Annotated in this window: 21 protein-coding genes; 15 read left to right on the forward strand and 6 right to left on the reverse strand. The window is 49.2% G+C overall.

Going from position 1 to position 23,379, the window contains the following annotated elements; all coding sequences use genetic code 11:
• Nucleotides 1-312: 312 nt before the first annotated feature.
• A complete protein-coding gene (locus AC27N8_RS29030; RefSeq protein ID WP_487072036.1) occupies nucleotides 313-1,104 on the forward strand; it encodes an HD-GYP domain-containing protein in 792 nt (263 codons plus the stop codon).
• Here the strand turns inward: AC27N8_RS29030 and AC27N8_RS29035 are convergent.
• Nucleotides 1,101-2,180 carry a sigma-70 family RNA polymerase sigma factor gene (locus AC27N8_RS29035; protein ID WP_487072038.1) on the reverse strand — a complete coding sequence of 360 codons (1,080 nt, stop codon included), beginning with the start codon at nucleotides 2,178-2,180 and terminating at the stop codon, nucleotides 1,101-1,103. The two genes, AC27N8_RS29030 and AC27N8_RS29035, sit on opposite strands and share 4 nt — an antisense overlap.
• Nucleotides 2,181-2,786: 606 nt before the next feature.
• Here AC27N8_RS29035 and AC27N8_RS29040 point away from each other — a divergent pair.
• Nucleotides 2,787-3,434, forward strand: a complete 648-nt coding sequence (locus AC27N8_RS29040; protein WP_487072040.1) for a hypothetical protein — start codon at nucleotides 2,787-2,789, stop codon at nucleotides 3,432-3,434.
• A 265-nt stretch (nucleotides 3,435-3,699) separates the two neighbouring features.
• Nucleotides 3,700-5,355, forward strand: coding sequence for a HEAT repeat domain-containing protein (locus AC27N8_RS29045; RefSeq protein WP_487072042.1), 1,656 nt, complete (start codon nucleotides 3,700-3,702; stop codon nucleotides 5,353-5,355).
• A gap of 156 nt (nucleotides 5,356-5,511) precedes the next feature.
• Here AC27N8_RS29045 and AC27N8_RS29050 read toward each other — a convergent pair whose 3' ends face one another.
• Nucleotides 5,512-6,804, reverse strand: coding sequence for an NAD(P)/FAD-dependent oxidoreductase (locus AC27N8_RS29050; RefSeq protein ID WP_487072044.1), 1,293 nt, complete (start codon nucleotides 6,802-6,804; stop codon nucleotides 5,512-5,514).
• A gap of 15 nt (nucleotides 6,805-6,819) precedes the next feature.
• A complete protein-coding gene (locus AC27N8_RS29055) occupies nucleotides 6,820-8,124 on the reverse strand; it encodes a DUF1015 domain-containing protein (RefSeq protein WP_487072046.1) in 1,305 nt (434 codons plus the stop codon).
• Between the two features lie 526 nt (nucleotides 8,125-8,650).
• Here AC27N8_RS29055 and AC27N8_RS29060 point away from each other — a divergent pair.
• Nucleotides 8,651-10,672, forward strand: a complete 2,022-nt coding sequence (locus AC27N8_RS29060; protein WP_487072048.1) for a protein kinase domain-containing protein — start codon at nucleotides 8,651-8,653, stop codon at nucleotides 10,670-10,672.
• An 85-nt stretch (nucleotides 10,673-10,757) separates the two neighbouring features.
• On the opposite strand, the gene AC27N8_RS29065 is transcribed toward AC27N8_RS29060, so the two are convergent.
• Entirely contained in the window at nucleotides 10,758-11,393 is a 636-nt protein-coding gene (locus tag AC27N8_RS29065) for a YbjN domain-containing protein (RefSeq protein ID WP_487072050.1), read from the reverse strand.
• A gap of 182 nt (nucleotides 11,394-11,575) precedes the next feature.
• Between AC27N8_RS29065 and AC27N8_RS29070 the strand changes: the two genes are divergently transcribed.
• The 6 genes from AC27N8_RS29070 (at nucleotide 11,576) to AC27N8_RS29095 (ending at nucleotide 18,125) form a co-directional block, all read left to right on the forward strand.
• The gene (locus tag AC27N8_RS29070) at nucleotides 11,576-12,619 is read left to right on the forward strand and encodes an aminopeptidase (protein ID WP_487072052.1); all 1,044 of its coding nucleotides are present in this window, start codon (nucleotides 11,576-11,578) and stop codon (nucleotides 12,617-12,619) included.
• Between the two features lie 439 nt (nucleotides 12,620-13,058).
• Entirely contained in the window at nucleotides 13,059-14,771 is a 1,713-nt protein-coding gene (locus AC27N8_RS29075) for a protein kinase domain-containing protein (RefSeq protein ID WP_487072054.1), read from the forward strand.
• Between the two features lie 182 nt (nucleotides 14,772-14,953).
• A complete protein-coding gene (locus tag AC27N8_RS29080) occupies nucleotides 14,954-15,649 on the forward strand; it encodes a hypothetical protein (RefSeq protein ID WP_487072056.1) in 696 nt (231 codons plus the stop codon).
• A 242-nt stretch (nucleotides 15,650-15,891) separates the two neighbouring features.
• Nucleotides 15,892-16,656, forward strand: a complete 765-nt coding sequence (locus AC27N8_RS29085; protein WP_487072058.1) for a Bax inhibitor-1/YccA family protein — start codon at nucleotides 15,892-15,894, stop codon at nucleotides 16,654-16,656.
• A gap of 206 nt (nucleotides 16,657-16,862) precedes the next feature.
• Complete coding sequence (gene trxA / locus AC27N8_RS29090) at nucleotides 16,863-17,216, forward strand: thioredoxin (protein ID WP_487072060.1); 354 nt, start codon at nucleotides 16,863-16,865, stop codon at nucleotides 17,214-17,216.
• A 165-nt stretch (nucleotides 17,217-17,381) separates the two neighbouring features.
• Complete coding sequence (locus tag AC27N8_RS29095; RefSeq protein ID WP_487072062.1) at nucleotides 17,382-18,125, forward strand: GntR family transcriptional regulator; 744 nt, start codon at nucleotides 17,382-17,384, stop codon at nucleotides 18,123-18,125.
• A gap of 255 nt (nucleotides 18,126-18,380) precedes the next feature.
• On the opposite strand, the gene AC27N8_RS29100 is transcribed toward AC27N8_RS29095, so the two are convergent.
• A complete protein-coding gene (locus AC27N8_RS29100; protein ID WP_487072064.1) occupies nucleotides 18,381-19,256 on the reverse strand; it encodes a hypothetical protein in 876 nt (291 codons plus the stop codon).
• Between the two features lie 429 nt (nucleotides 19,257-19,685).
• Here AC27N8_RS29100 and AC27N8_RS29105 point away from each other — a divergent pair, with 429 nt between their 5' ends.
• Genes AC27N8_RS29105 through AC27N8_RS29115 form a run of 3 tightly spaced genes read left to right on the forward strand, consistent with a single transcriptional unit; the run spans nucleotide 19,686 to nucleotide 20,824 of the window.
• Nucleotides 19,686-20,009 carry a hypothetical protein gene (locus tag AC27N8_RS29105; protein ID WP_487072066.1) on the forward strand — a complete coding sequence of 108 codons (324 nt, stop codon included), beginning with the start codon at nucleotides 19,686-19,688 and terminating at the stop codon, nucleotides 20,007-20,009.
• On the forward strand, nucleotides 20,009-20,503 hold the full coding sequence (locus AC27N8_RS29110) for a helix-turn-helix transcriptional regulator (protein ID WP_487072068.1): 495 nt from the start codon (nucleotides 20,009-20,011) through the stop codon (nucleotides 20,501-20,503). The genes AC27N8_RS29105 and AC27N8_RS29110 overlap by 1 nt, the downstream gene beginning before the upstream one ends.
• 45 nt (nucleotides 20,504-20,548) lie before the next feature.
• Nucleotides 20,549-20,824: a hypothetical protein gene (locus tag AC27N8_RS29115; RefSeq protein WP_487072070.1), complete on the forward strand. Its 276-nt coding sequence runs from the start codon at nucleotides 20,549-20,551 to the stop codon at nucleotides 20,822-20,824.
• 20 nt (nucleotides 20,825-20,844) lie between these two features.
• Here the strand turns inward: AC27N8_RS29115 and AC27N8_RS29120 are convergent, their stop codons facing one another.
• Nucleotides 20,845-21,315 carry a hypothetical protein gene (locus AC27N8_RS29120; RefSeq protein ID WP_487072071.1) on the reverse strand — a complete coding sequence of 157 codons (471 nt, stop codon included), beginning with the start codon at nucleotides 21,313-21,315 and terminating at the stop codon, nucleotides 20,845-20,847.
• A gap of 273 nt (nucleotides 21,316-21,588) precedes the next feature.
• Here AC27N8_RS29120 and AC27N8_RS29125 point away from each other — a divergent pair, with 273 nt between their 5' ends.
• Nucleotides 21,589-21,861 carry a hypothetical protein gene (locus AC27N8_RS29125; protein ID WP_487072072.1) on the forward strand — a complete coding sequence of 91 codons (273 nt, stop codon included), beginning with the start codon at nucleotides 21,589-21,591 and terminating at the stop codon, nucleotides 21,859-21,861.
• A gap of 279 nt (nucleotides 21,862-22,140) precedes the next feature.
• Nucleotides 22,141-23,376, forward strand: a complete 1,236-nt coding sequence (locus AC27N8_RS29130; RefSeq protein WP_487072073.1) for a hypothetical protein — start codon at nucleotides 22,141-22,143, stop codon at nucleotides 23,374-23,376.
• The last annotated feature ends 3 nt before the right edge of the window (nucleotides 23,377-23,379 follow it).

Genomic DNA, 23,379 nt, shown 5'->3' on the forward strand with positions numbered 1-23,379 from the left:
TGATGTGTGATTGGAGTTTGCCGGTCCGCCCTGACTACTCCATGTTTTAGTGGAGGTATAGGGGATTTTTCCATGCATAATTACAGATCGACTCAAGTGTAGATGTAATTTGTCTGCGGCGTCAAGCCCATGCCAGAATGTACTAGTGTATGTCAATATTTAAACGTTAGTGCGTTATTGAAAAAGTAACTTACTCTCTTCTCCACATTGTATGCTTGGCTATATATTGTGTAACACTGGAAGATTTTTGACGTAAATAGTTTAGGCAATCTACCACATGTTGTGTCGCCCACTAGAGAAGGAGTAAGACTCATGCTTGTTTCTGGCAGGGTTACTTTGTGTTGTGGCGAATTTCTCCGACAAGAACTTGAGAGCACGTTAGTGCAACATGGCTGCCTTACCGTGATGGATATTGTTGATCTTCCTTTCAACGAAGATTTCATTATTGCGGCGATTGAGGTTGTGATTGTACGTACGTTATCTCTCTGGTGCGATCTCGAAACCAGCGCTCATGCACAACGTTTGGTTGGATTAGCGGAGGCTGTTGGGATCTCCTTACAACTCGATAAGAATGATCTCATGTTATTGCGTCTGGCGGCTTTGCTGCACGATATTGGAAAAGTGGCGATTCCAGAGGCTATTTTGCAGAAGAATGGTCCTCTGGATGGCGATGAGTTGGCCTTAATGCGTTTGCATCCAGAGCTAGGTTGCACGATTCTCCATCATGCTGGCGGATTTTTTGAGCAGGTTGCCCTCCTGGTCGTTGCTCATCACGAGGCGTGGGATGGTGGTGGCTATCCCATTGGATTGGTTGGGAAAGAGATTCCTCTTTTAGCGCGTATTCTGGCGGTTGTCGACTCATACGATGCTATGACCTCTTATCGCTCCTATGGGAAGCCGCTGCCGATCTTACAAGCATGTCAGGAGTTGTTGCGTTGCGCCGGCTATCAATATGATCCACTGGTGGTCGACGCCTTTTTGCGCTTGTTCGCTTACCTGCCGATTGAACTGGAATGGCAGCGATCAGGTATGCTGTTCCACCTGCCGTGGCGCAAGGCATACCTGATCAAGCTACACGAGCTGGACGAACTGATGATCTCTTAGGCGAAATCACGTAATAAATGGACCTGGATCGGTTGACGAAGCGTGCGCAGCGCTTTGACTTCTATCTGACGAATGCGTTCACGTGTTAACTTGAAGTAGGCGCTGAGCTCTTCCAGCGTATGACAATAGCCATCCTGTAAGCCATAGCGCAGCTCGATGACCTGACGTTCGCGCTGGCTCAGGCTCTCCAGCGACCGTGAGATCTGGTCACGCAGCACCTGATGCGTGACTACTTCGGCTGGAGCCGCTGCGTGTGGATCTTCAATCACATCGGCCAGATGATACTGCTCATCATCGATAATGGGGGCATCCAGTGACATGGGTGCCTCGGCCATGCTTTGGAGTTCCACAATGCGCTCCTTGGTCAGATGAATCGCCTGCGCAATCTCTTCTGGAAAAGGATCGCGACCAAGATCCTGATATAGTTGACGACTGATGCGTTTCATCTTGTAGATCAGCTCTACAACGTGGACCGGTATATGGATGATACGTGTATGTTCGGCGACCGCTCGGCTAATCGCTTGCCGAATCCACCAGGTGGCATAGGTGCTAAAACGAAAGCCGCGCACGGGATCAAATTTTTGGGCGGCCCGGATTAATCCCAGGTTTCCCTCCTGTATCAGATCCAGCAGGGAGACGCCATGATTATTATAACGTTTGGCGATGCTGACCACCAGGCGTAAGTTGGCTTCGACCAGATGCTGCTGTGCTTTGATGTCTCCGCTGATGACCAGGCGTGCCAGATGCATCTCCTGAGCGGCTGATAGCAGTGGATAGCGACCGATCTCTGCCAGATATTGTCGGATGGCATTCTCGGCTTCGAGATCTCCACCCTCTTTTTCTTCTTCTTCCTCCTCCTCCTCTGTATATTTTTCACTTTCTTCTTCATATTTTAAATCTATGTAGGTGGCGCTTGCTTGATTTTTGCGCTGCCCTTTCCCCGGCTTGGGAGTTGGCTGCATAATGTTTTGTTCTCCGCCTATAATGACTGTATGGATGGATGAATCCTGCTCCTGGGTATAAGGGACTTTCTTTCCGGCTTTTTTGACTATTGCTGTGGGGTAAGTTGCTGTCATAGGTTCTTTCTTTACTATTGATTGCTTCTCATGGTGTTCTGTCGGTATATATTGCTGTAGTGCGATGGGGTCCATTTCTCTTATAGATAACTGTTTATTCATGGCTACCATATACGTACTCCTCCTTATGCCTCAAATCCCAATCCACAAATCTGGTAACCGGAGATATTTATCATGCCTCGAACAATGAAGCATGATGCCCGAAATTTTCTACGGGCATATCCCCCTACATAGTACATGTGCAAGATATGTGCCAATATAGAGCTTTAGGGATATATTCTGGCTTCAGCCTCAAATTTAGCTAATTTTGAGTGAAATTTGAGGACTCATGGGCGAAAGTACTCTGTATTACTAAGTAGCAAGTGGAAAAAATTTCCATCAACTGCGTAAAATTACGCAGCACTGTATATTGAAGAAAGTGCTGCTATCATCACGTACATCTGTTCGTAGAATCAGCAAAAAACCCTTATGGTCTCGTTCATTTACACGAGATATGCCTGTGAGGGCGATCTCGAAGGAAGATACAATTGTCTCAATGGCAGATACGATTGGTTGTATTGGAGCGAAATTTTTTTGACTAACCATGATATTTAGGGATCAATAACTATGGCAACATCAATCCATACAGCAGGCCATGCCTTCCGTTCACGCGGTGGACATTTTTTAGTCGGTGATTATAGTCCTGCCCAGCGAGCATCTGCACTCTCGGTTGTCCCGGCTCGTACCTCGGGGCATCCTGATGAAGTTGCCAATGTTCGTTCGCGCTATGCTCGTACGACGAGCGGAGAGACGGCCAAAGATTTTACCTGTGTCCCAACTATGCCGCGACCACGATCCGTCTGGCGCTATGAAACACTGAACTACACAGCTGGCAGTAGCCTTGAGCATCTTTCTGTGGCGCTCACCGATACTGATACTATTTTGAAGGCGTTACCGTCGCGATCGCTCACTATCGTTTCGGCGAAACAGAAGCAGTATGGGGATCAGCCACGCGAGCGTTCCATTATCGAACGTTTACGCAAGCATGATGTGACAGATATCGATACCTTTCCTCCGCTTATCTCGCATGCTTTTGGAGAGAGCATCAGCACTAAATTTCCGCTGCGACCTGGTGATAAGTTGCGCTGGTGGTTGCTGCGGCCCGGGCGTTTAGAGTTCTTGCTGTGGTTTGTGGGGACGCTTGTTCTGATTGCTGTGACAGTTGCCTTACTATTACTTTTGTTGTCGAGTCTGGGTTATCTGACCATTCGCTAATGGGTGAGTTGATGTAATGTGGGCGTGATACTCCTTCGGACACACTTTTTCCTGCCGGCAATTCAAGGCTGAGCAGGAAAAAGTATACTCCTTTTGTATTTTTATGCCATCTCTAAGAGTGATAATGGTATATCAAATTGCGGAAACCTCTGCTATCTGGGTGAGTGATCTCGACTCTTGCGAGTCAACGTGGTACAATTTCTTGCATTGATGCTTGCCCAGGATGGGTGTGCTTTATTACTCTACTAAAGGAGAGCGAACGCTTATGCCAAAAGGACGCAAGGGATCTCCTCAGGAGAGTGTGGATAGTATTCTGCTTGCGATTAGTCGGCGCGAAGATATTGATACCGACTCGATGGCTCACTATCTGGATCGTCTGGATGAAGAATGGGCCGAGGGTGCACGCGAAAAAGTTCTGCACCTGCTGTGTAGCAGCGATGCCCTGGCTCAGGCTGCTGCCCTGCGCATTCTTGCTGAGTTGGCAACCGATTTTGATCTGGAATGCCTCGAAGATTTTATCGCTGATCCGACCGTGGGTGATCTGGCAAAGCTTTCTCTGTCTCCTATCCTGAAGGAGCTGGGATCAGAGATGGCTGATGATGGTATCGTCGAATATCTCAACGATCCCGCTGGCGCAATTCGACAGATGCAGATGCGTCTCCTGGAACTCGTCGGGCAAAATGAGATGGGGGTGGAGACGATCCTTGAGGATGTGGTGGCTATGCCTGTGGAGCGGCGTTTTGCTTTTATCAACTGGCTCGGCAATAGTAGCGATCCACGTGCCGCCAACCTGTTGATTCCTCTACTGGAAAATCAGACCGGAAAAGTTGTGCTGGCCGTGATCGATGCTCTTGAACAATTGGGACCGATCGCTGTCAATCAGACGATTCCTGCGCTCAACCATATCATCGCCGTCAGTTCGAATCGACAGGCGAAGCAACAAGCGCGTACTGTGCTTGGACGCTTGACGATGCAATCCATGCTTGGTTCTGAGGATGCAGCGATGTTTGAGGCGCGTCAACAGCAGTATCCACAACATCAGGCTCGCGTGAGCTCCATCGATGGTTCCGGCACACAGCTGATCATGCTTTCCTGGACACGTCCCGATGGCTTAATCAAAGGCGTCAACGTTCTCTATCAAGACCAGAAGGGGATTAAAGATTGCTATGGCGTGGATGAGATGGATGTGGAGCAGTGGGAGGCTCTCGTCGGCGATCTTGATGAACAGGGCTTTAGTAGCTTTACGGTCCCGTTTGCCTACGCTCTGGCCGTTATCATGGAGGCACGTAGTCTCAATCGACGCACGCGCTCGAAATTGCCCATTGCCTATGCCATCTGGCGTCCTCTAATCGAAGCCGGCCTGCGCGATAAAAAAGCCCTGGCACAGCTTCCATCCACCACCCTGGGGCCACTGCCCCTCAATGACGATACAATCAAGCAGGCGCAGAAGGGCGAAGAGATCTTCTATTTAAAAGAATTTGCATCCTGGCTGTATGAGCCCATTGATCGCATTGAGCCATACATCACTCGTTACTGGACCGCCCAAAATTCAACTGAGTCCAACTCCGCAGGAAAACGCAAGAGCAAGCCAAGACAAAAAGATCAGCAGCAAATGCTGGATAATCTGGTGGATGAGGCTTTGAAGGAGTTGCTCGACGATAAGTGGCGCAGTATGTATACCGCACGCCTGGAGCGTCAAGCCGCGCTCTTTCAGCAAGTCCAACAGAAACAGCACGTCCCACACCTGCTCGCCATCGCCGCGCTGCTCCAGCCAGAATCCCACATCCCCCTGCAAGAGCAGGCGTTTCCACGCACATTCCTGCGCATCTCCATTGAGCAGGGACCCCTGCGCCTGATGGTTGAATCGTTGCGTAGCGGCAGCCTGGGCTCCTTCCCCGTAGAATTTTTACAACAGGAGTAAGGAATCATCACCCCCGCAGAGAACACGCCAGCCCAAGTAGCGTCGTACGCTTGCGTACGATGTCCCGGCTCATCGTAAGAGACGGCTTGCCAGTGCCGCTATCGAGGTTATCGTACGAGTTACTGGGACATCGTACGCGAGCGTACGACGCTACTTTTAGGAGGGGCTTGGTACCAGGTGGGGAGCTTTTAATACCTCGCGTGCGGCATATTCTCCGCTCAGCATGGCGCCGTGGATGCTACTCGATTGGGTATATTCGCCGGCGATATAGAGTCCAGCCACATCGGTAGTGTTGTTGGGCAGCTGCTCATATATGCCTGGTTGCTGCGCAAATTGGGCAAATGGGATGCGGTAGACGGCCAGCAATTGCCAGTAACTCAGGTCATGATGAGGGAACCAGCCTGCGAGCTCTGTCCGGCAGCGCTGAGCGATCTCCTTGTCGTCTTCTTTCGGATTTCCCAGCACGGTCGCCGATAACAGATGTTTACGCGGTGGAGCGTAGGTCGGGGCGATGTTGCTGACCAGGACGGCATTGTTGACGTAGGCATGGGGATCTGTGTTGAGGAGGATTTTCCGTTGCCCATAGAGACGTTCGTCTCCTGCGAAATAGACGCAGACCGCACTGACCGCTTGATCTGGTAGTGGCTTCTGGATGAATTTTTCGGCGATGGGACTCGATGTCGCGATGATTACTGTATCCCCCTGGATACGTTCGCCGTTGATGAGACGCACACCGTCCACGCTGCCAGCGTTGATGAGCAACTCGCCAACGCGAGCGTTACAGCGTACCGTTCCGCGTGGTAGTTGTGCCGCAAGCTGTTCCGGGATGCGCTGGATGCCTTCCGCCGGGAGGATGATCTCTCCCGTTGACAACATCTTAAAGGTGAACTGGAACATGCGAGCGCTCGTCTGTAGGGAGCGATCGAGAAAGATGCCTCCATAGAAGGGGCGGAAAAAATTATCGATGATCTTCTCCGAGAAGCCCAGGCCTCTAAGATACGCCTCAGTTGTTTCATCCTGCCCATCTTTTTGAGTGCGCCCCGCGAAGATGTCTTCCGTCGGCGTGTGTGCCAGTTTCCTGCTTAGGGGCAGGATGCGCAATTTGTCTGCGGTCGAGATGAGGGGATTAAATAATCCCGGGAGCGTATGGGCTGGTTCGCGTGAAGGGTCGGTAATCGTATAGTGTTTGCCTTTTTTGATCAGGATTGCTCCCGGATCAAATGTGCGCTTTTTTAAAGTTGTATAGTTTAAATGTCGTCTGGCTGCTTCATAAGAAGTGAATAATACCTGAAAACCGCGATCTAAGCGATAGCCATCCTCATGATAGTCGGTTCTTATGCGCCCCCCAACCTGATCGGCGGCCTCAAGCACCTGTACTTTATGACCAGCTTCGACCAGTAGTTTTGCGCAGGTAAGACCCGCCAGACCTGCGCCGACAATGATTATCATTGTGTGTTTTCTCCCTTACCATAAAGGATTAATGACCAGACCGGTGATGAGCTTTGGATAGAGATATGTGGATTTCTGTGGCATTTTATCGTCTGCCAGAGCCACATCGCGTACTTGCCGGAATGGAATGCCGTTGAGTAGAATAATTGCTTGTGCCTCTTTTGTTTGAAGCGTCTGCAGTGTCTGTTGTGTGTCGTGTTGATAGCGGATATGCTGACCAGCTGCGACATCCTCTGCTGTAATCTGGAGCAGGGTTTCGAGCAGGACTTTTTGCACGATGGCGACGTCTAGATTATTCCATGCAGCGGAATGATCACTCGTCTGCATGAGCTGCTGGCCCTGCTGATTGAGGGTGAGCAGCAACGTCTGAGTTGCAGTTTTAAGGGCCAGCGTTGGCTGTTGGGTTCCGGCTGTGGCAAGTTGATCCAGTAGTGCCGCATCGGTCGCGGCGTCTGGCTCTGTGATGTTGAAGTAGGATGCTAGATTCTGAGGCGTGAGTTGCTGAAGTTGTGCCTCGGTCAGATCGAATAAGATGCGATGCGTCGGGAGCACCAGCATCCCCGGATCATCCACATCGATCAGGGCCATGAGCATAAAGTTTGCGCCATCCTGTGGATGTAGTGAGCGACGCTGCTCCTGCACTTCATCGCGATAATTCAAAGCGGTGGTGTAGCGATGATGTCCGTCTGCAATATAGAGCTGGCGCTGCGAGAAGAAATCCTGTATCAGGGATACATGTGTGGCATCCGTGATTGGTTGCAGAAGATGTTCTTCGCCTGCCTCATCGAGTAGTGAGATCTCTGGTTGCTGCGCGTAGCTTGCAAGCAAGCGCCGTATCCGCTCTTGAGGATCATCATACATGCACATAATCGGGCTGAAATTTGTCGCGCAGGAGCGTAACAATTGTAAGCGATCCTCTTTATCTTTTGTTCTGGTGTGTTCGTGAGGAAGAATCACGCGAGCGCTCCAGGGCTCCAGTCGCACGCGTGCCAGGAGGCTGGTGCGTGTATAGCTCTGACCAGCGTAATTGAAGCGTTGCTGATACAGATAGTAGCAGGGAGATGGCTCCTGGCGCAGGATACCTTTGAGACGCCACTCGGCTAACGTGACCGCTGCTCGTGTATAGACATTATTCAGCCTGGTATCCTTTGGATAGCTTCTTCCCAGTTCCAGGCGGATGATATTGTAAGGGCTGCGTTGATAATAACGTTCTTGTGCTTCTGGACTGATCACATCAAATGGTGGCGTGATCATTTGTGTTGGCTCTCCCGCTAGCTCCTGGTTATATCGTAGTCCGTGAAGTGGTTGAACATCTGCCATACAACAATTCTCCAATCCTGCTCTACCAGCGCTGAATGCCATAATGCGCTGGCTGGTTAACGCATCTACTGATGCACTGTTGTCTGAAAAAGTAGACGATAATTCCTCGTGTGTACGTATGAGGGAAAGATCTTCAGGGTGTATTGTACCATTTTTACCAGAGACGAGCCCTCAACATGGGACTATGGCGGGTTGGTTGAGATTGTATGTGTATCTGGTTGAGGTTCTATGTGAATTTGTGATCCACAAGTCCTGTTTGGCGCTCGTTAAATTGACTCACTTTGGTTATAGAGTGTAAATTTAGCTATGTAGATACATGGACAAAGACACTTTCCCATACAATTACTCCTATTGGTGAAAATTTGTAGTGATTGTGACGTGGAAATTATGAATAGATACCAATGGTCGTTACTAATGAGCTGTTGCGGGTGTGCCTCTCAACGCAGATGTAGGTAGTACCAACCAGGGAATTGATAGAAGTGTACGTTGTTGACAATATGGAATTTGTACTTTGGAGAGATGTTGGATGCAGATATTATCAGAAGAGCAACTCGTCGGACAGACGCTTGGAAACTATCGTATAGAACATTTGGTAGGTAAAGGGCAGTTGACCGCTGTCTACCTGGCTCGTCATATGGGTGAGCAGCGTGTTGATGCTCTCACGCTTTATCTGATGCCAGAGAGCTTTTCAAACGAATCCCATGCGTTATTCCTGACACGTTTTCGCAAGGAAGCGGCTTTGATTACCACCTTAGATCATCCACATATTCTGCCTGTCTATGCCCATGGCGAGGTCAGTGGATATCCTTATCTGGTAACACCTTATATGATGCATGGTTCTCTGTCCGATATGATTAAACAGCAAGGCCGGATCGAGCATACTCAGGTTCATCAGTTGCTGCATCAGATCGTCGAAGGATTGAGCTATGCTCATAATAGGGGCTTTATTCACGGGACGCTGAAACCTGCCAACGTCGTGTGGCGTAAAGATGATACATTGCAGGTAGCTGGTTTTGGTCTGATGCATATGCTCCAACGGAGCGGAGTAGACCCGGCTCCACCGCAGTATGCGCATCTGCTCAGCGTGGCAAACACCTTTTTAGCTGCTCCAGAATACGTTGCGCCGGAGGTAGTCGCGGGCCAGTCGATTGACCAACGCTCGGACATTTACGCAGTCGGTTGTATTCTCTTTGAACTTTTAAGTGGGAAGACCGCTGTTTCCGGTAGTAATCCCTTAGAAGTTGCGCTTCAGCATACCAAAGCGCCGGCGCCCTCCCTGCGGACAGTATGTCCTGATGTACCGATTACTCTGGCCCTGGTGGTTGCTCAGGCCATGATGCGCGATCCATCGCAGCGTTTTCAAAATGTGAATGAGCTAGATGAGGCGTTTGCGCAGGCATCCCTTGGATCAACTCAGCATAGCGTTCCAGCTGTGAACGTGCGCACTGTGAATGAATTCACGACAACTGGTCAAAGGACCGCCACCGGTTCCTGGCAATTCTTGCCTCCCATCGTGACGGGTCGTATGCCATCTGTCAAAGCGCCGGCGGACAATGTGGCGTCCCTGGGCATCTCTAAAAGTACCATTCCGGCGGTAAAGCGTCCTGGAACTGGTTCATACCCGGTACCGGCTCCACCAACCCTGCCGCCACCGCTACCTGTTGCGCCTCCTGCGGCCGTTGTTGCTGAGCCAAAGCCGAAGTCGCGTGTACAAGTTGTTCAGCCAGCTCCTGTCAATGAGCTGACAATGCGGGCTGCCAGGGATCCCAATGCCATGCCGATGCCTGGTGTGACGCAAGCTGGAGAACTCCTGTCACAAGAAGAATTGATGAAAACCTATGGCTGGTGGTCTGATTCTGAAGGCTTGAAATCGGCTACTGAGTCAAATAAAGCGGCACCAAAACCCGCCGCACCGTCGCCAGATCCTAAGGCGCTGGTCTTGCCTTCTACCGATACACTGGATTGGGGCCTGGATGATGTCAATCCTTCATCTCGGAATAAAAAGCGTCGGACGACGACGACTCCACTGGCGGAGCCAAAGCGTAAAATGAAGCGTCGTCGTGTGCTGGCTTTGATGGGGACCAGCGCGGTCGCCGCCGGAGTGGGGATTGCTGTGGCCTTTCGGATGCGTGGTATTCCTGGCATGGATGCTATGCAGCAGGCCATGCAGTCGTCTACACAGACGACCGGCTCCACTGGCACAACGAATCCTAATATTAAGAAGAACACAAAGGCCACGCACACAGGTACCGTGGTTGCCATGCAGACGCTGGCTAAAAACTCATCTGCCATGTTTACCAATCCGACAGATAAGCAGAGCAGTCTGTTGATCCATCTGGCGAGCGGAAGCTTTGTTGCCTATGAGCAAGCCTGTACGCATCAAGGAGTCCATGTTAACTACGATCCCAAGACCCAGATGCTGGTCTGCCCGGCGCACGGAGCCATCTTTGATCCTGCTAAAGGTGGAGCCGTTGTACAAGGACCAGCTACCACGCCAATTGCGAGCGTCAAGGTGAGTGTTAACAGCGATGGCACGATTACTGTCTGATGATGCTAAAGATAAAGTAAAAGATGATCTGATCCGGATGTAAATATCCTTAAAGGGCATAAAGGATGCTTACATCCGGATTTTTCTACTCTTGACGTCTCTTAAAGAGGAGTTCTACCTCTGCCAGTACTTCATCAATATCTAATTCAGACGCCTCTTCATCTTTGACGGAGTTTGTAGTCTGATGCTCAGTGACATGAGCCATCATCGTCGATGCATACATCTCTGTTTCATGGTGAGTGTTATTGAAAAAGTCATCTTCACAGGCTTTGATTGCCTCTTGGGCCGATATATCGCCATAGATAATGCGAGGTAACAAATCCTGGTAAATAGAAACTGTCTGTATCAGGGCACTGAAAGCCAGACGGAATTGCTCAAATGAGACGCTCTGCTCAGCCAGAGGGATACTCTCTTCAAGGCGGACCTCGCCATCCACCGGATCAAAGCCGAATTTTCCCAGCGCGATGCGATAGTTGACAGTAAGTAACGCTTCAAGACATGTAAGACGCTTTTGTGTGGTGACTGTTCCAAGGTTTGGTGCAATCAGCATCAGCTTGCTTGCACTTCCACTATGATGAATACCCACAATCATCCGCCATTGTCCATGTTCACTGGTAAAGGTTAGATCGATCGTTGTTTGGGCGTCTTTGACCGGGGGGAATTTAAGTCCTAGTCGTTTGAGGTATTCAGCAACGTGGAGAATGCTGAAACTATCTGCCATGAAGCTCTCCTTGGTAGTGAACTGATAGTGAAGGTGACTAAGATAAAAGGGTCTGAAAATAAAGAGCTTACCCCATCAATAGGGATTGGCTCAAGTATAACATATAGTGTAATCCTTGCACGCTCACAACGAATATATTTATAATGACATATTGAATGTTTTTTTAGAGGAGGCATATTTCGATGAATGATAGAACAAATCATCCAGGGTTGGATCTTCAGACACTTACTTTTGATGAGCGCATGCAACTGGGCTCTGATAATGCTCTCAATTGTATGGGCGTTTCCGCCGGAGAGCGCGTTTTTATCCTGACCGACTTTGCGCGTGAACATATTGCACGGCGCGTGGCGGCCGGTGCGCTTGCACGTCATGCTGATGTGACTGTGCGTTTTCTCGAACATTATGGAGAGCGTCCACTGACCGCCTTCTCCGATCAACTCCGTGCCGATCTGATCCAGGCGCGCCCAGACGTCTCCTATTATATTGCGACCGCTCAGCCGGGCGAGATTGCCTTCCGGCTACCGCTGTTGCCTCTGCTGGTGAGAGAGTTACGGGTGCGTCATGGTCATATGATTGGGATCGATGATCGCTTGATGACTGAGGGCATGTGCGCTGATTATGATGAAGTGTATACGATCACTAATCGCATTTATGAGATTGTCAGGCATGCGAAAACGATCCACGTTACCTCTGAGAAGGGGAGCGATGTCACCGCCACATTCCATCCAGAGTGGAAGTGGATACCTTGTAATGGACGCTATAGCGAACCTGGCAAGTGGGGGAATCTGCCCGAGGGTGAGGTCTTCACAGCTCCCGCGACGGTTGATGGCGTGCTGGTCTGTGACGTTTTAGGCGATTACTTTTCTGAAAAGTATGGTGTGCTTGAGCAGCCGCTTGTCATCACTGTCAAAGATGGCTACATCACCGAACTGACCAGCGAGAATGCTGCAATCGCTCAGGAAGTACGCGATTATCTCTTTTCCGTCCCGAACGGCAATCGTGCAGGAGAATTTGCGATTGGCACCTTGACCAGTCTGACCGGTCTGGTGGGTAATCTTTTGCAAGATGAAAAACTCCCGGGGCTTCACGTCGCGTTCGGAAATCCGTATCCAGAATTCACGGGAGCAGACTGGGACTCCACTGTCCATGTCGATGTTATTCCCACTAAATGTACGATTGAGATCGATGGGCGCGAGATTATGCGTGCAGGACAATTTGTCCTTTGAGGCGTGTTGGCCTGTTGTGGAACCTTTGCCGCTCCCACCAGGCCAGTACATTTCAAATGAGAGAAGAGTGTTTCCTCAGAGAGGAGATAAGCAGGCGTAGCCAAATATTGATATGCCAAATAGGATAGTTGACAGAGTATGTAAGACAGGATTACAATTGTTATAATTCCTACATGCATGGGTAGAAACAAATATATCTTATTCTGTTGCACATCTACATAGATCGCAGATGGTTTTCAGGAGGGAACTCAGAACCTTCTTCTTCTTTTTTTGCCGCCTGGAGGCGGCATCTTTGGCGAATTCAGACGCGAGCGTGTGCACAGGGAAATCTGAGAGGCATGCCTGAATTTCTCGCGACTCACTACATCTTACAGTGTTGTGAGCATAAGAAGGAACATTGGTACGAGTTCTGATGGGGAAGCGAGAGAGGAGTTTTGGCGTGGTCGCACTGAGGGGACAGCATCTTATTGGCAAGATGTTAGGCTCATGTGTCTTAGAGAGATTACTTGGTCATGGTGGCACTAGTGCTGTATTTCTGGCACAGCAACAACATCCCGACCGCAAAGTAGCGATCAAGGTTTTTCTACCACGGGTGGCGATGGATCTCCGCATGCAACGCGATTTTTATCGTCGCTTCTTGCGTGAGGCCGAGGCTGCCAGTAAATTAGAGCATGCGAATATTTTGCCCATCTATTCGTATGGTGAGCAGGATGGCTTGCCGTATATTGTGATGCCTTATATGCCTGGAGGTACTCTGGCTGACTATCTGGCCCGGAGGGGACCTCTCTCTTTAAAAGAGGCGCAGTGGTATCTGGAACAGATTGCGGCTGCGCTTGATTTTGCACATGCACATGGCTGTGTGCATTGTGATGTCAAGCCTGCGAATATTTTGTTGGATAGCGATGGGCTTGTGATGCTCTCTGATTTTGGTATTGCGCATCTTACTCAGAGCGAGATCGATCCCGGACAGACAGACGCCAAGCATCAAGAGGCTGTCATGGGTACGCCCGACTTTATCTCACCTGAGCAGGCCTTGGGACAAACTCTCGACGGGCGTTCAGATGTGTATTCTCTCGGCGTGACCTTTTTTTTTATGTTGTCGAAACGGCTCCCCTTTCAGGCCGACTCGGCGATCGCTCTGGCCTTATTGCATGTGCATGAGTCTCCACCATCGCTGGCCTTGCTGCGTGCTGACATCACACCCCTGCTTGATCGCGTGATACGCAAAGCGCTTGCCAAAGACCCTCAGCGACGTTTTCAGTCGGCGGGAGAATTCTCGGCGGCTTTTTCAGCGGCAGTGGCTGCCAGCGAGAAGCGTTCCTCTGGTGTCGATCTGCCGCTCTTTGGAGATGAGGCTGACTTTTATGAGGAGACTCCTAGTGCTCCTATCAAGTCTTTTGTGAGCATTAAGCCTGTGCGGGGTCGCGAAAAAAAAGGATCGTCGTTCAAAAACATCTTTGTTGTCTGCATGGCTCTGATTATTGTTGTCTTTTCTACCGTGCTTATCTTCGCATTGCTTGGTCAGAAGTCTGCTCCGCCTGTCGCGAATGCAACGCCGATAGCCACAACGGCCGTTGTTACAGGCAATGTGATGCCACACAATCCCCTCACGTATACCGATGTCTGGCCGACATCGCAGAGAGCTTTTTTTGATAGCAAGCATCGCTATCACCTGAAGGGAGATCCCAAAAGGGGGGTCAGCCTGGCACTCTTCCCCAATGCTCAAATACAGAACTTTAAACTTAGCGTGACCATGTCAGAGATTACTCCCAATGATGCCACCTTTGCCGACTTCCAGGGGGTTGTCTTTCGGGCCACGTCGGATGAAACGCGCTACTACATGTTCGAGATTGCTCCATATAGCAACAACGGCCAGTTTAATTTTGAAAGTTATAACGAAAGTAGTAAATCGTCTCCATGGGACCATCTTGCTGGTGGCATGAGTCAGGCTATCATTCCTGGACAAAGTAATACGATTACCGTAGAGGCTCGTGGCAATGCTTTCACCTTCCTGGTCAATGGCACGCAGGTGCTGCATACAGAGGTGAAGGGTTCTTCCAGCATCTTGCAGGCTGGTATGATTGGTCTTTACGTTGAAGATGCCACCGAAGAGGTTGCGTTCTCGCAGCTCTCTGTCGAGGTGTACAAATGATCAATTGGATGAAGAAAAAGTGAGCAGTTGCCAGATGCAAAAGTTCAATGATAGTTGCCGCTGGCAATTGACATCATCCCTATAACCCACTATACTGAAGTTGGTTCCCAATGGAGTGTTGCCGTGGTGCCTACATTTCTTTACACACATACACAACATCTTTTCTTATGGAGTGAACCTCTATGCCTATTACTCGACGAAGACGTGCTATAAATCCACCTGAGTCAGCAGAGCAGACAAATGCCGCGGCAGAGCGGACAGAGCCAGTTGCAGATGCTGTGGCGACTGACAAGGTTGCTGAGGAGACTTCACAGGCTCCTGAGCCTCAGACGCCAGCTACTCCGACGCGCTCGGATCAGACCGCTCCCGCAACCTTTGCCGCTGCTCAGCCGCCGGTAACGCCTGTGCTGAACAATGAGCGAGAGCATAACTCTGCTCCATCTACGACGCCGACACCGCGACCTGAGCGTCGTCCAGAGCGTCACGAGCGCCATGATTTTGCTCCCGGTATTGAAAGCGGACGACGTACCGCGCGTGGCGAACTATTCCGCCGGCCTCCGCAAGTACCGCCTTCTCCGGCGCAGCAGGCGACTCCCGCGGTGAATCCGGCACCCTTGCAGCCACCCTCGCACGAAATCAGCCTGCCTCTGGGGAATCTGTTACATCTTGCCTATAACCCTGGTTATACAGGCTCAGATGAGGCTCGTAGAGCCTTGTTACAGCAGTTATCCGATGAGAGTAAGGCCGGTGGACGCGCTCGCTGTTGGAGCTGTGGTTCCCTGGCGATTGTGTATGATCGCTGGAATACACGCAGCAAAAATTTTGGTGAAGTTGGCGTGGCTTTTTGTGAAATTTGTGGTGTCTGGAGCGTCATGTAACGGCTGGCTGCGTATCTATCCTCTCTATTACGAGATGGGGATGTTTGCTCCCGGTTCCCGACGTCCAGGCAATGGATAACCTCATACTTTCTTCATGTGTGTTTGTGGTAGCGAGTGGCCAGCCAGCGTATAGCGTGACGTGCAACCAGATTTGTTCTTGTGCGTATATATACGTTGAAAGTAGTCTTCTGAGGAGATGTCTCCTGAAGGTCATTGAGAAAGTTTTAAGCTGAGGTTCATGTATGTTTAATCAAAATAATAATTCACCTTACGGGAATAGCCCCTTTGGACGCGGAAATGGTCGGGGAAACAGCTCGTTCGGTAGCCAATATCAGTACCAGACACGCCCCTATGGCTATCAGGGAGCCACGAGCAGCGGCCTGATTGGGAAAGTCATGGCATTGCTCGCCTTTTCGTTTCTCTTTGCCACGCTCGGCACGCTTGTGAGCGCCTTGTTTTTGCCAACCATGGGCATGGGTACCTACCTGATTATCATGCTACTTGGTTTCGGCGTCTTGATTGCTCTACGCGTTTTTATCCAGAAGGAAGGCTTGAACCTGATCCTGCTCTACCTTTTCACCTTCATTGAAGGGATCTCTCTGGGACCAATTGTCAGCGCCTATACTGGTGCTGGCATGAGCAATATCCTGGGTGAGGCTTTTGTGATCACCGCTCTGACTTCGCTCGGATTGGGCCTGTATGCCTGGACGACCAAGCGAGACTTCTCAGGTATTGGGGATTACCTCTTCTTTGGGGTGCTGTTGTTGTTGGTGACAGGGATTATTGGCATTTTCTTTCATAGCACGCTCTTCGCATTAATTGTCTCTTTTGTGGGCGTCGCGATCTTTTCAGGCTATGTCCTGTTTTATGTGCAGCGTGCCAAATATATGGAAGATAACCTACCGAACGCGATTGGTTTAACCGTGTCGCTCTTTATCACAGTCTTGAACCTGTTTCTCTATATCCTGGAGATTCTCTCAATTGTGAATGGGGGACGCCGACGCTAAGGATAGCTGAGGGGTTGCGATCTTCCAGCTCTCTCAAGCATGCTCGCGTTGTACTTACATACTCGGTAGTGCGTAATGGGCTCGGTTCAGCAGATGGAATAATATCCTTACTTACTGTGTTTTCTCTAGTAGTAAGAACAAGTTTCCATCCCGACCCGATGTGAAGCATCAAATAAACTTAATTTGGAAAGTGAGTGTGAAGTAATATGAGCGAGAATACAAATCTTTTTCATGTTGGCGACCAGGATTTTGACGCCAAGGTATTGAAATCCTCAGCACCCGTAATCGTTGATTTTTGGGCAGCCTGGTGTGGTCCCTGTCGCAATATTGCCCCTGTTTTCGAGCGCTTGAGCAGCGAATACAATGGGAAGTTGCAGTTTGCGAAAATGGATATTGATGAGAATCCTGCCGCACCAACACAGTTTGGCGTACAGGCTATTCCAACTCTGTTGATCTTCAAAGATGGTAAGCCGATTGGACGTCTCGTAGGTCCTCAGCCAAGTCGCTTGAAAAACGAAATTGATCGCGTATTAGCCGAAAACGACATTGCAGTGGCTTGAGCACAAAAATATGACCTGGTATCTCTTCGAGTTTACCAGGTCATATTTCATGTTTATTCAAATTTATTCTACTACCCCCTCGACTCTCTTCCCTTTTTGTGATATATTCTTCCCATAATCTTACATATCCTAAAATTTGTTGTATGGACATAAGGGGAACCGTATATGCCAATATTGGAGCGCTCAAATCCTCTACCGCTTTACTATCAATTAAAAGAAGTATTAAAGCAGCAGATTCGTGCCGGGCACCTGGCCCCGCATACCGCTATACCTTCAGAGCCAGAACTTGTCACACAGTATCATGTCAGTCGTGCCACCGTTCGTCAGGCTCTGACTGAGTTAGTTCATGAAGGCCTTTTGTATCGCCAGCATGGCCGAGGTACCTTCGTGTGCGAGCCACGCGTGCAGCAACAGACCATCAGTGAACTAACCAGTTTTTCTGAAGAGCTACGTCGTCTTGGGAAGCGTCCGGGTGGAATGCTTTTCAAGAGTGAACTCGTGCGTGGATCACAAACGGTGCGCGAGCAACTGCGTTTGACCGATGAGGAACAGGTCATTCGCCTGGAACGACTGCGGACCTCTGACGATGTCCCCGTCTCTTATGAGGTCGACTACCTTCCCTATCCCCGTGCTGGTGGTGTCTACCAGCGTGCTAAGGAGACCGCCGATGGTTCTCTCTATAACTTGATGTCGTCAGAAGGTTTGCATCCCTATATTGCCGAGCAATCCATCAAGGCCGATGTCGCTTCCGAGCGTGAGGCGGAATTGCTACGCGTCGCGCAAAATGAAACTGGCTTGCGCCTCTTCTGCACCGCTTTTGACGATACTGGTGCCCCCATTGAGTATACCGAAGCTTTCTTCCCGGCGAATTTGTATGAATTTCGCCTGACTTTGCGTGTTACAAAGTAGCAACACGTATAGTGTTACGCGTCTTTAAGATAATGAGGTCCTGCATGGATCAGTCTTAAAGGCGCGTCTATCACGTCCGAGCCGTGATAGCCAGTCGCCCCCCTTTTGCAGAGTAGGATCGCTTGATAAAGAGGGAAAAGTATCCGCTGCTGTCTGTTTTTGTCGTCTGCTCTAAAGCAAAGCAGGGGCAAGGCGTGCTATACTACGCAACTATTGGAATGTGTGAACTGGCTCTACAGGCTGGTTCACACTACTTTATGCTCTTGAGGTGATATACTTACCGGTTTGCTTCGTTTTTTTGTTTTCTATGTTTAGTTGCTTTGCTTCTTTCCGTGATTTGATTGCATCTTTATATTCTAGTAGCAGCTTGGTTTCTGCTTGTTGAATATCCAGTTCAAAAGTGAAGCGACCTGCACTTACCTCTTTAATCTCTTTGAAACCTGCATGCCTGATAATTCTTATGCCTGACGGTGTGTTACTTGCTGCGTAGACCTTTTCAATATCGATGTCGCTTTCTCCCCATTCTTTGAGCGTTTTAGCAAAGTTTTCTAGTAGGATTTGACCATAGGTGCCTCGTCTAGCCGGTGGTACTGCTGGGGTGGTTGCCAGGTCGATTATGATGCATTCAAGGGGTTCGTTTGGTTTGAAAAGTTTAACTTTGTCTGCTCCCAATATCCATCCTCTTGTGCCTTCTTTGAATTGCTCTATTGCATCGTGTTGCATAGGGAAAATGTTTATATATGCAACTAGATGATCTCCTTCATATAAGTGGAAAGTAGTGTCTGGATTCTCTTCTCTAAAAGCTTTCCTAAGTGCTACAGCTTCAGGTAGTCCTGCCCTGGCACCGAAAACAAGGCTAGCTAGCTCCACTTCTGCGTCTAGATCGTTGAGAGTAGCTTTTCGATACTCTAGCCCTATAGCTCTCTCTGAAAGCATTGTTGCTTCGATTTGGCTTGCTATTTTATTGATTTCTTGCTTTGAGTAGACAGGATGCTTTCTGCCTGGGAGATAGGTTCGTTTGATGCGCTCTGTTTTCCCCCAGTATTGAAATGACTCTTCGTCTAGCCCCAGCACTTTTCTGGCCTCTGCTGCGGAATAATAGATTTTCGATAACTCACTGCCTAATTTCATAACCGCCTCCTTTGTGTTTCCTTGGAAAATCAATAAAGTATGATACTTTAATTATATTATATATTTTATGGTTTGTATATATTGTACGGTTATAGCATTTTTTCCGTATTGTATGGCTTTTGATGACAGGAGCCATTACTTATTTTACGGAATTTACGGAATGTGTTGACAATCCGCATTTGTTTGGAGTATACTATTAACATGGTTACGGAATTTGTGGTTTTTGTAGATGTTACGGAATTGGTTTTTAGCGGCAAGCCATTAGAGGATAAATAAGCCGTGTAGTGTGTTTTTGTAGGGGTGCTGGCCTGGGTCGGTCAACTCAGGTCCAGCGATTGAACACTAGTTTTTGCCGATAAGCGTTGCTAGGTGCTCATGTCCAGTATGCGTGACATGGGGCTAGCTTGTCAATCCATGAGGGAGCAAGCCATGAACATGAAACAAGTCCAGGTGACGGAAATCACTATGTTAGTGCCTCTTGATGTTGTCAACATTGATGCTAGTATGGCTGGTCCGTGTGTTGGTGCTACGTATTCAGTGTGGTTTATTCGGGATAGGGAATGTGGTCAACCCGCTACAAGTCGCATTAACCGCTTTTGTATTTTACTGATTTATCATGACAGCTATGGTGAACGCCACCTTGAAATCCATAGAGGCTGTCGAACGGGTAAGCCTGTTTTTTTCTCTCGTGAGTCTGATGCGAAACGCTTAGCTGCTGCCTTAAATAGGGAGCTTGTCAAGGAGGTGGCCTAATGGAACAGGATTTTGCATCATTGGTTCGTGAGTATCGCCGTAGTATGGGATGGACACAGACTTTCCTTGCCGAAAAGTGGTCCTATTCCTTTGAAACAATCTCGGCCTGGGAGCGTCGAAAACGCATCCCAAGCAATCAAGAAATACACCGATTATCCAACTTCCTCAGCATGACTGAAGATGAGTTGTCTGCCATAATAGCAAGAAGCAAGGGACAAGCTCGTCCATACGTTTCAATGGCTAGCCGTGAGACACCTGCACCGCCTTCTGAACTTCCCTTTCCCTCTGGTCGTTTGTTATGGAGTCTTCATCTGGGCATGGATGAAGACGGTCTTCAATGTGTCATTTCGTGCCCTCTTCCCTCTGGTGAATCCTGGCAGGTCGCGCTTGATCCTGAGCAGGACTCACATGATATTCAGCATATGTACCAACTCGTCAGTGAGCGGATATGTCGTGGAACTGGTGGGGGTCGTTCACAGTTGAGAGTTGTTTGATGTTTTCTGACTGGTTGAGGCCATAAGAAAGTTTGGAGGTGGCTTATGGGATTTTATGAATATTGGCATGAGAAGCATGCACAGCAGATAGAGGATTTGCACATGCTAATTGAGCGTTCTCAATCCTGGGTTGGATGTCGTGTGTGGATTACACACCATATGGGCGTGCATGGTGCTCCTCAGACTTACGGTGAGATCGAAAGTATTGATGAGCGTGGAACGGTAAAAATCATCATTGGTTATAGCCCAGATGATCAGCCTTTCTATTACACCGCGCACGTTGCTGCTCTTGGTCATTCTGTAACGCTTACTTATTCTTGATGGCTAGCCATTAGTCACTATCATCGTTTGTTTCTTTTCTGTCTTTTCTGTGGTGCTAGTTGGCTTTTCTCTGGTGAAGTGGTAGGAACCGGCTTTTGTTCCTTTTGTGGGGAGGCAACAGGGAATATACGGTGTCCTGTGAGGACCATGATTGCAGCAAGAAAGGTAAGCCCAACAAAAGTAATACTAATACTAGAAGAAAATCGCCAGAGGGCTGAAGCAATGCCTACAGCGGTATTGGCGAAAGCAAGGGTACCTAGTATTGCATCAATAGGCGTACTCTTTTGGTGGATGCGCCTAGCAATAATTGCTCCTGCTGACGCTGGGATACCAACTGAGAAGTTTGTAAGTGCGGTATTCACATAAAATCCTGGATCAGCACTAAGGAGGTTTTGAAGAAACAAGAGATTGATTGCAAGCATTCCGGTATAAATGGTGTCGAGGATTTGACTCCTTTGTTCTTGGGAAATTTTGTGAAGCGGTGGTTGCATAGGCTTTACCTCCCATTGTTTATTCTGCTAGCTGTACTTTTAGTGTAGTAAACGATAAATGGCAATATGTATCAAATAATGAGGAAGAGGTGATTTATGATAGATGCGGTTTTTTCTATTGTGGCGATTGGTACTCCTGTATTGTCGATGATTGTGATGGTCTCTCTGGCTGCATGGTCACTTATTCAATCATTCAGGCAGAGGTATATAAATAAAGAATATTCTGAAGACACATTGTCGTGACGGCTACATATGGCCTGCCATTAGGGAGCCATGTTGACTGCTGCGGTGGGGCTGGAGGTGAGAGCCAGCGGCTCACCAAGCATCCTTGGGAGTCTTGAGGCAAAACCTCGAAGGGCGTTCATGCTGGCTCATGTCAATGGTGAGGAACAAGCGATGCCGCCAGGCCCGACCCTTGACCGGGTGATTACACTGACCGATCAGAGAGCGACCGGGCTGCTGTTCGGTTCCAATGCAGTACCAGGTCGCTCTCGGCAAGTGCCGATCAATCACCCGAGTCAAGGGCGGCATCGCCCTCACCATTGACTGCGATAATGCTGGATTGGCGTCAGCTTCCACGCTAGGGGCGTTCGTTCTGTTCGCTCTTGGCCTGGGTGGCCGGCTTGTACGCGCCGGGTGGGGTAGGGGCCCCGCACGGACGACGTACAAGCCTTCGGCGCGAACTAAGTATATCGCGCCGATTAAAATACAAGGGGTGTGAGCAAGGGACTGGTTCATATACAAAGGGAGCGAGATACAAAAATTTGTGGATAAGAGGAAGCCATAGTTTCTAATGGCTAGTCATTAGGATGATTGGAGATGTGTATGGAAAAAGTGAAGATAGTGAATCAAGGCATTGATACCCTGGTGATCAATGGATACTACACAAGCCATAGTGGCGAAAAGGTGAAACGAGAGTTAGGGGATTCCTTTGTGGAGCAGTTGGAAGAGTGGAAAAAGGAAGCACAATTGCAGGGTGAGTTGTACCCTACGCCGCTCGTCTTTAACGGTGCCCGGTTACATATGTGCCCCAATGGAGCGATGCATGGTCAATATCCCTGGATGCTCAAGACCGATGATATCACGTTATATGTCTCGCGTGGTCAATTCAATGGGGTTGCCTCTGTTCGCTTCAATTCTCGTTTTTTGTGGTCCTGTCAAAGTTTGCTCGAAGCAATTATCAAAGTGCAGGAACTTCTTGACGACCTTTTTCAAGGCGAAATGTATCTTCAAGTATCTGCCGTTGATTTGTGTGTAGACGTTGTTGGTTGGGATGATATCACGGCATTAGATCGCACAAGGAATTTTGTGTCCCGCTCAAGAAAAAGGATGGTCCATTCTGAGCCGGGTTGGGGATATGGTGAGACGCTTCAAGAGCACTCCTATGGGATGCAAGAGACTGGGTTTGATTTCTCAAAACGTGGTCCGATATCCTGTACCATTTACGATAAAACGCGGGAATTAGTGCGTTCTGGAAAGGATTGGTTTTATGACTTGTGGCGTGCTCATGGGTGGTCTGAGGAAGAGGGCGGTAAAGTGTGGCGTGTGGAGTTCAAGTTTAAGCGTGAAGCCTTGCACGAACTTCAGCAAGGGGATGCGTTCCATGGGATAGAGGATGTCTACGAGCTGCTTGACCGTTTTGGTCTTCTCTGGGCATATGCGGCTGGTCACGTCGCTGGAGGTGATGATGGGTTGCCTGATGGCTGGCTGCGTTGTGTGGTCTCTAATGGGGATAAGAATCGCTCACGGTGGCCGACACATCCAGCATGGCAAGTTATACAGAGTGCCTTTGCTGAAACGATGGAAAAGCCCGAGCAGTTTGGAAAGGTGGTTCGTAAACGGTGGGAAGATCACAACATTGATCGGGGAATAGAGGCAGTGATTGGATATCTGAGTTCTCTTGCTGCCTGGTCGGGTGGTGAACTAGCAGAGGATGGCGTTGATCTCTCCATTGTGCTTCACTGGCTCGCTATCGAGGGACAAGAGTATCTTAATCGGGTAGATCGTGATTTCTCGGCAGAGATATTACGTAAGCGTATCCGTATTGGTAAAGGTGAGTAAGGA

The organism is Dictyobacter sp. Z7_2, assembly GCF_057551105.1.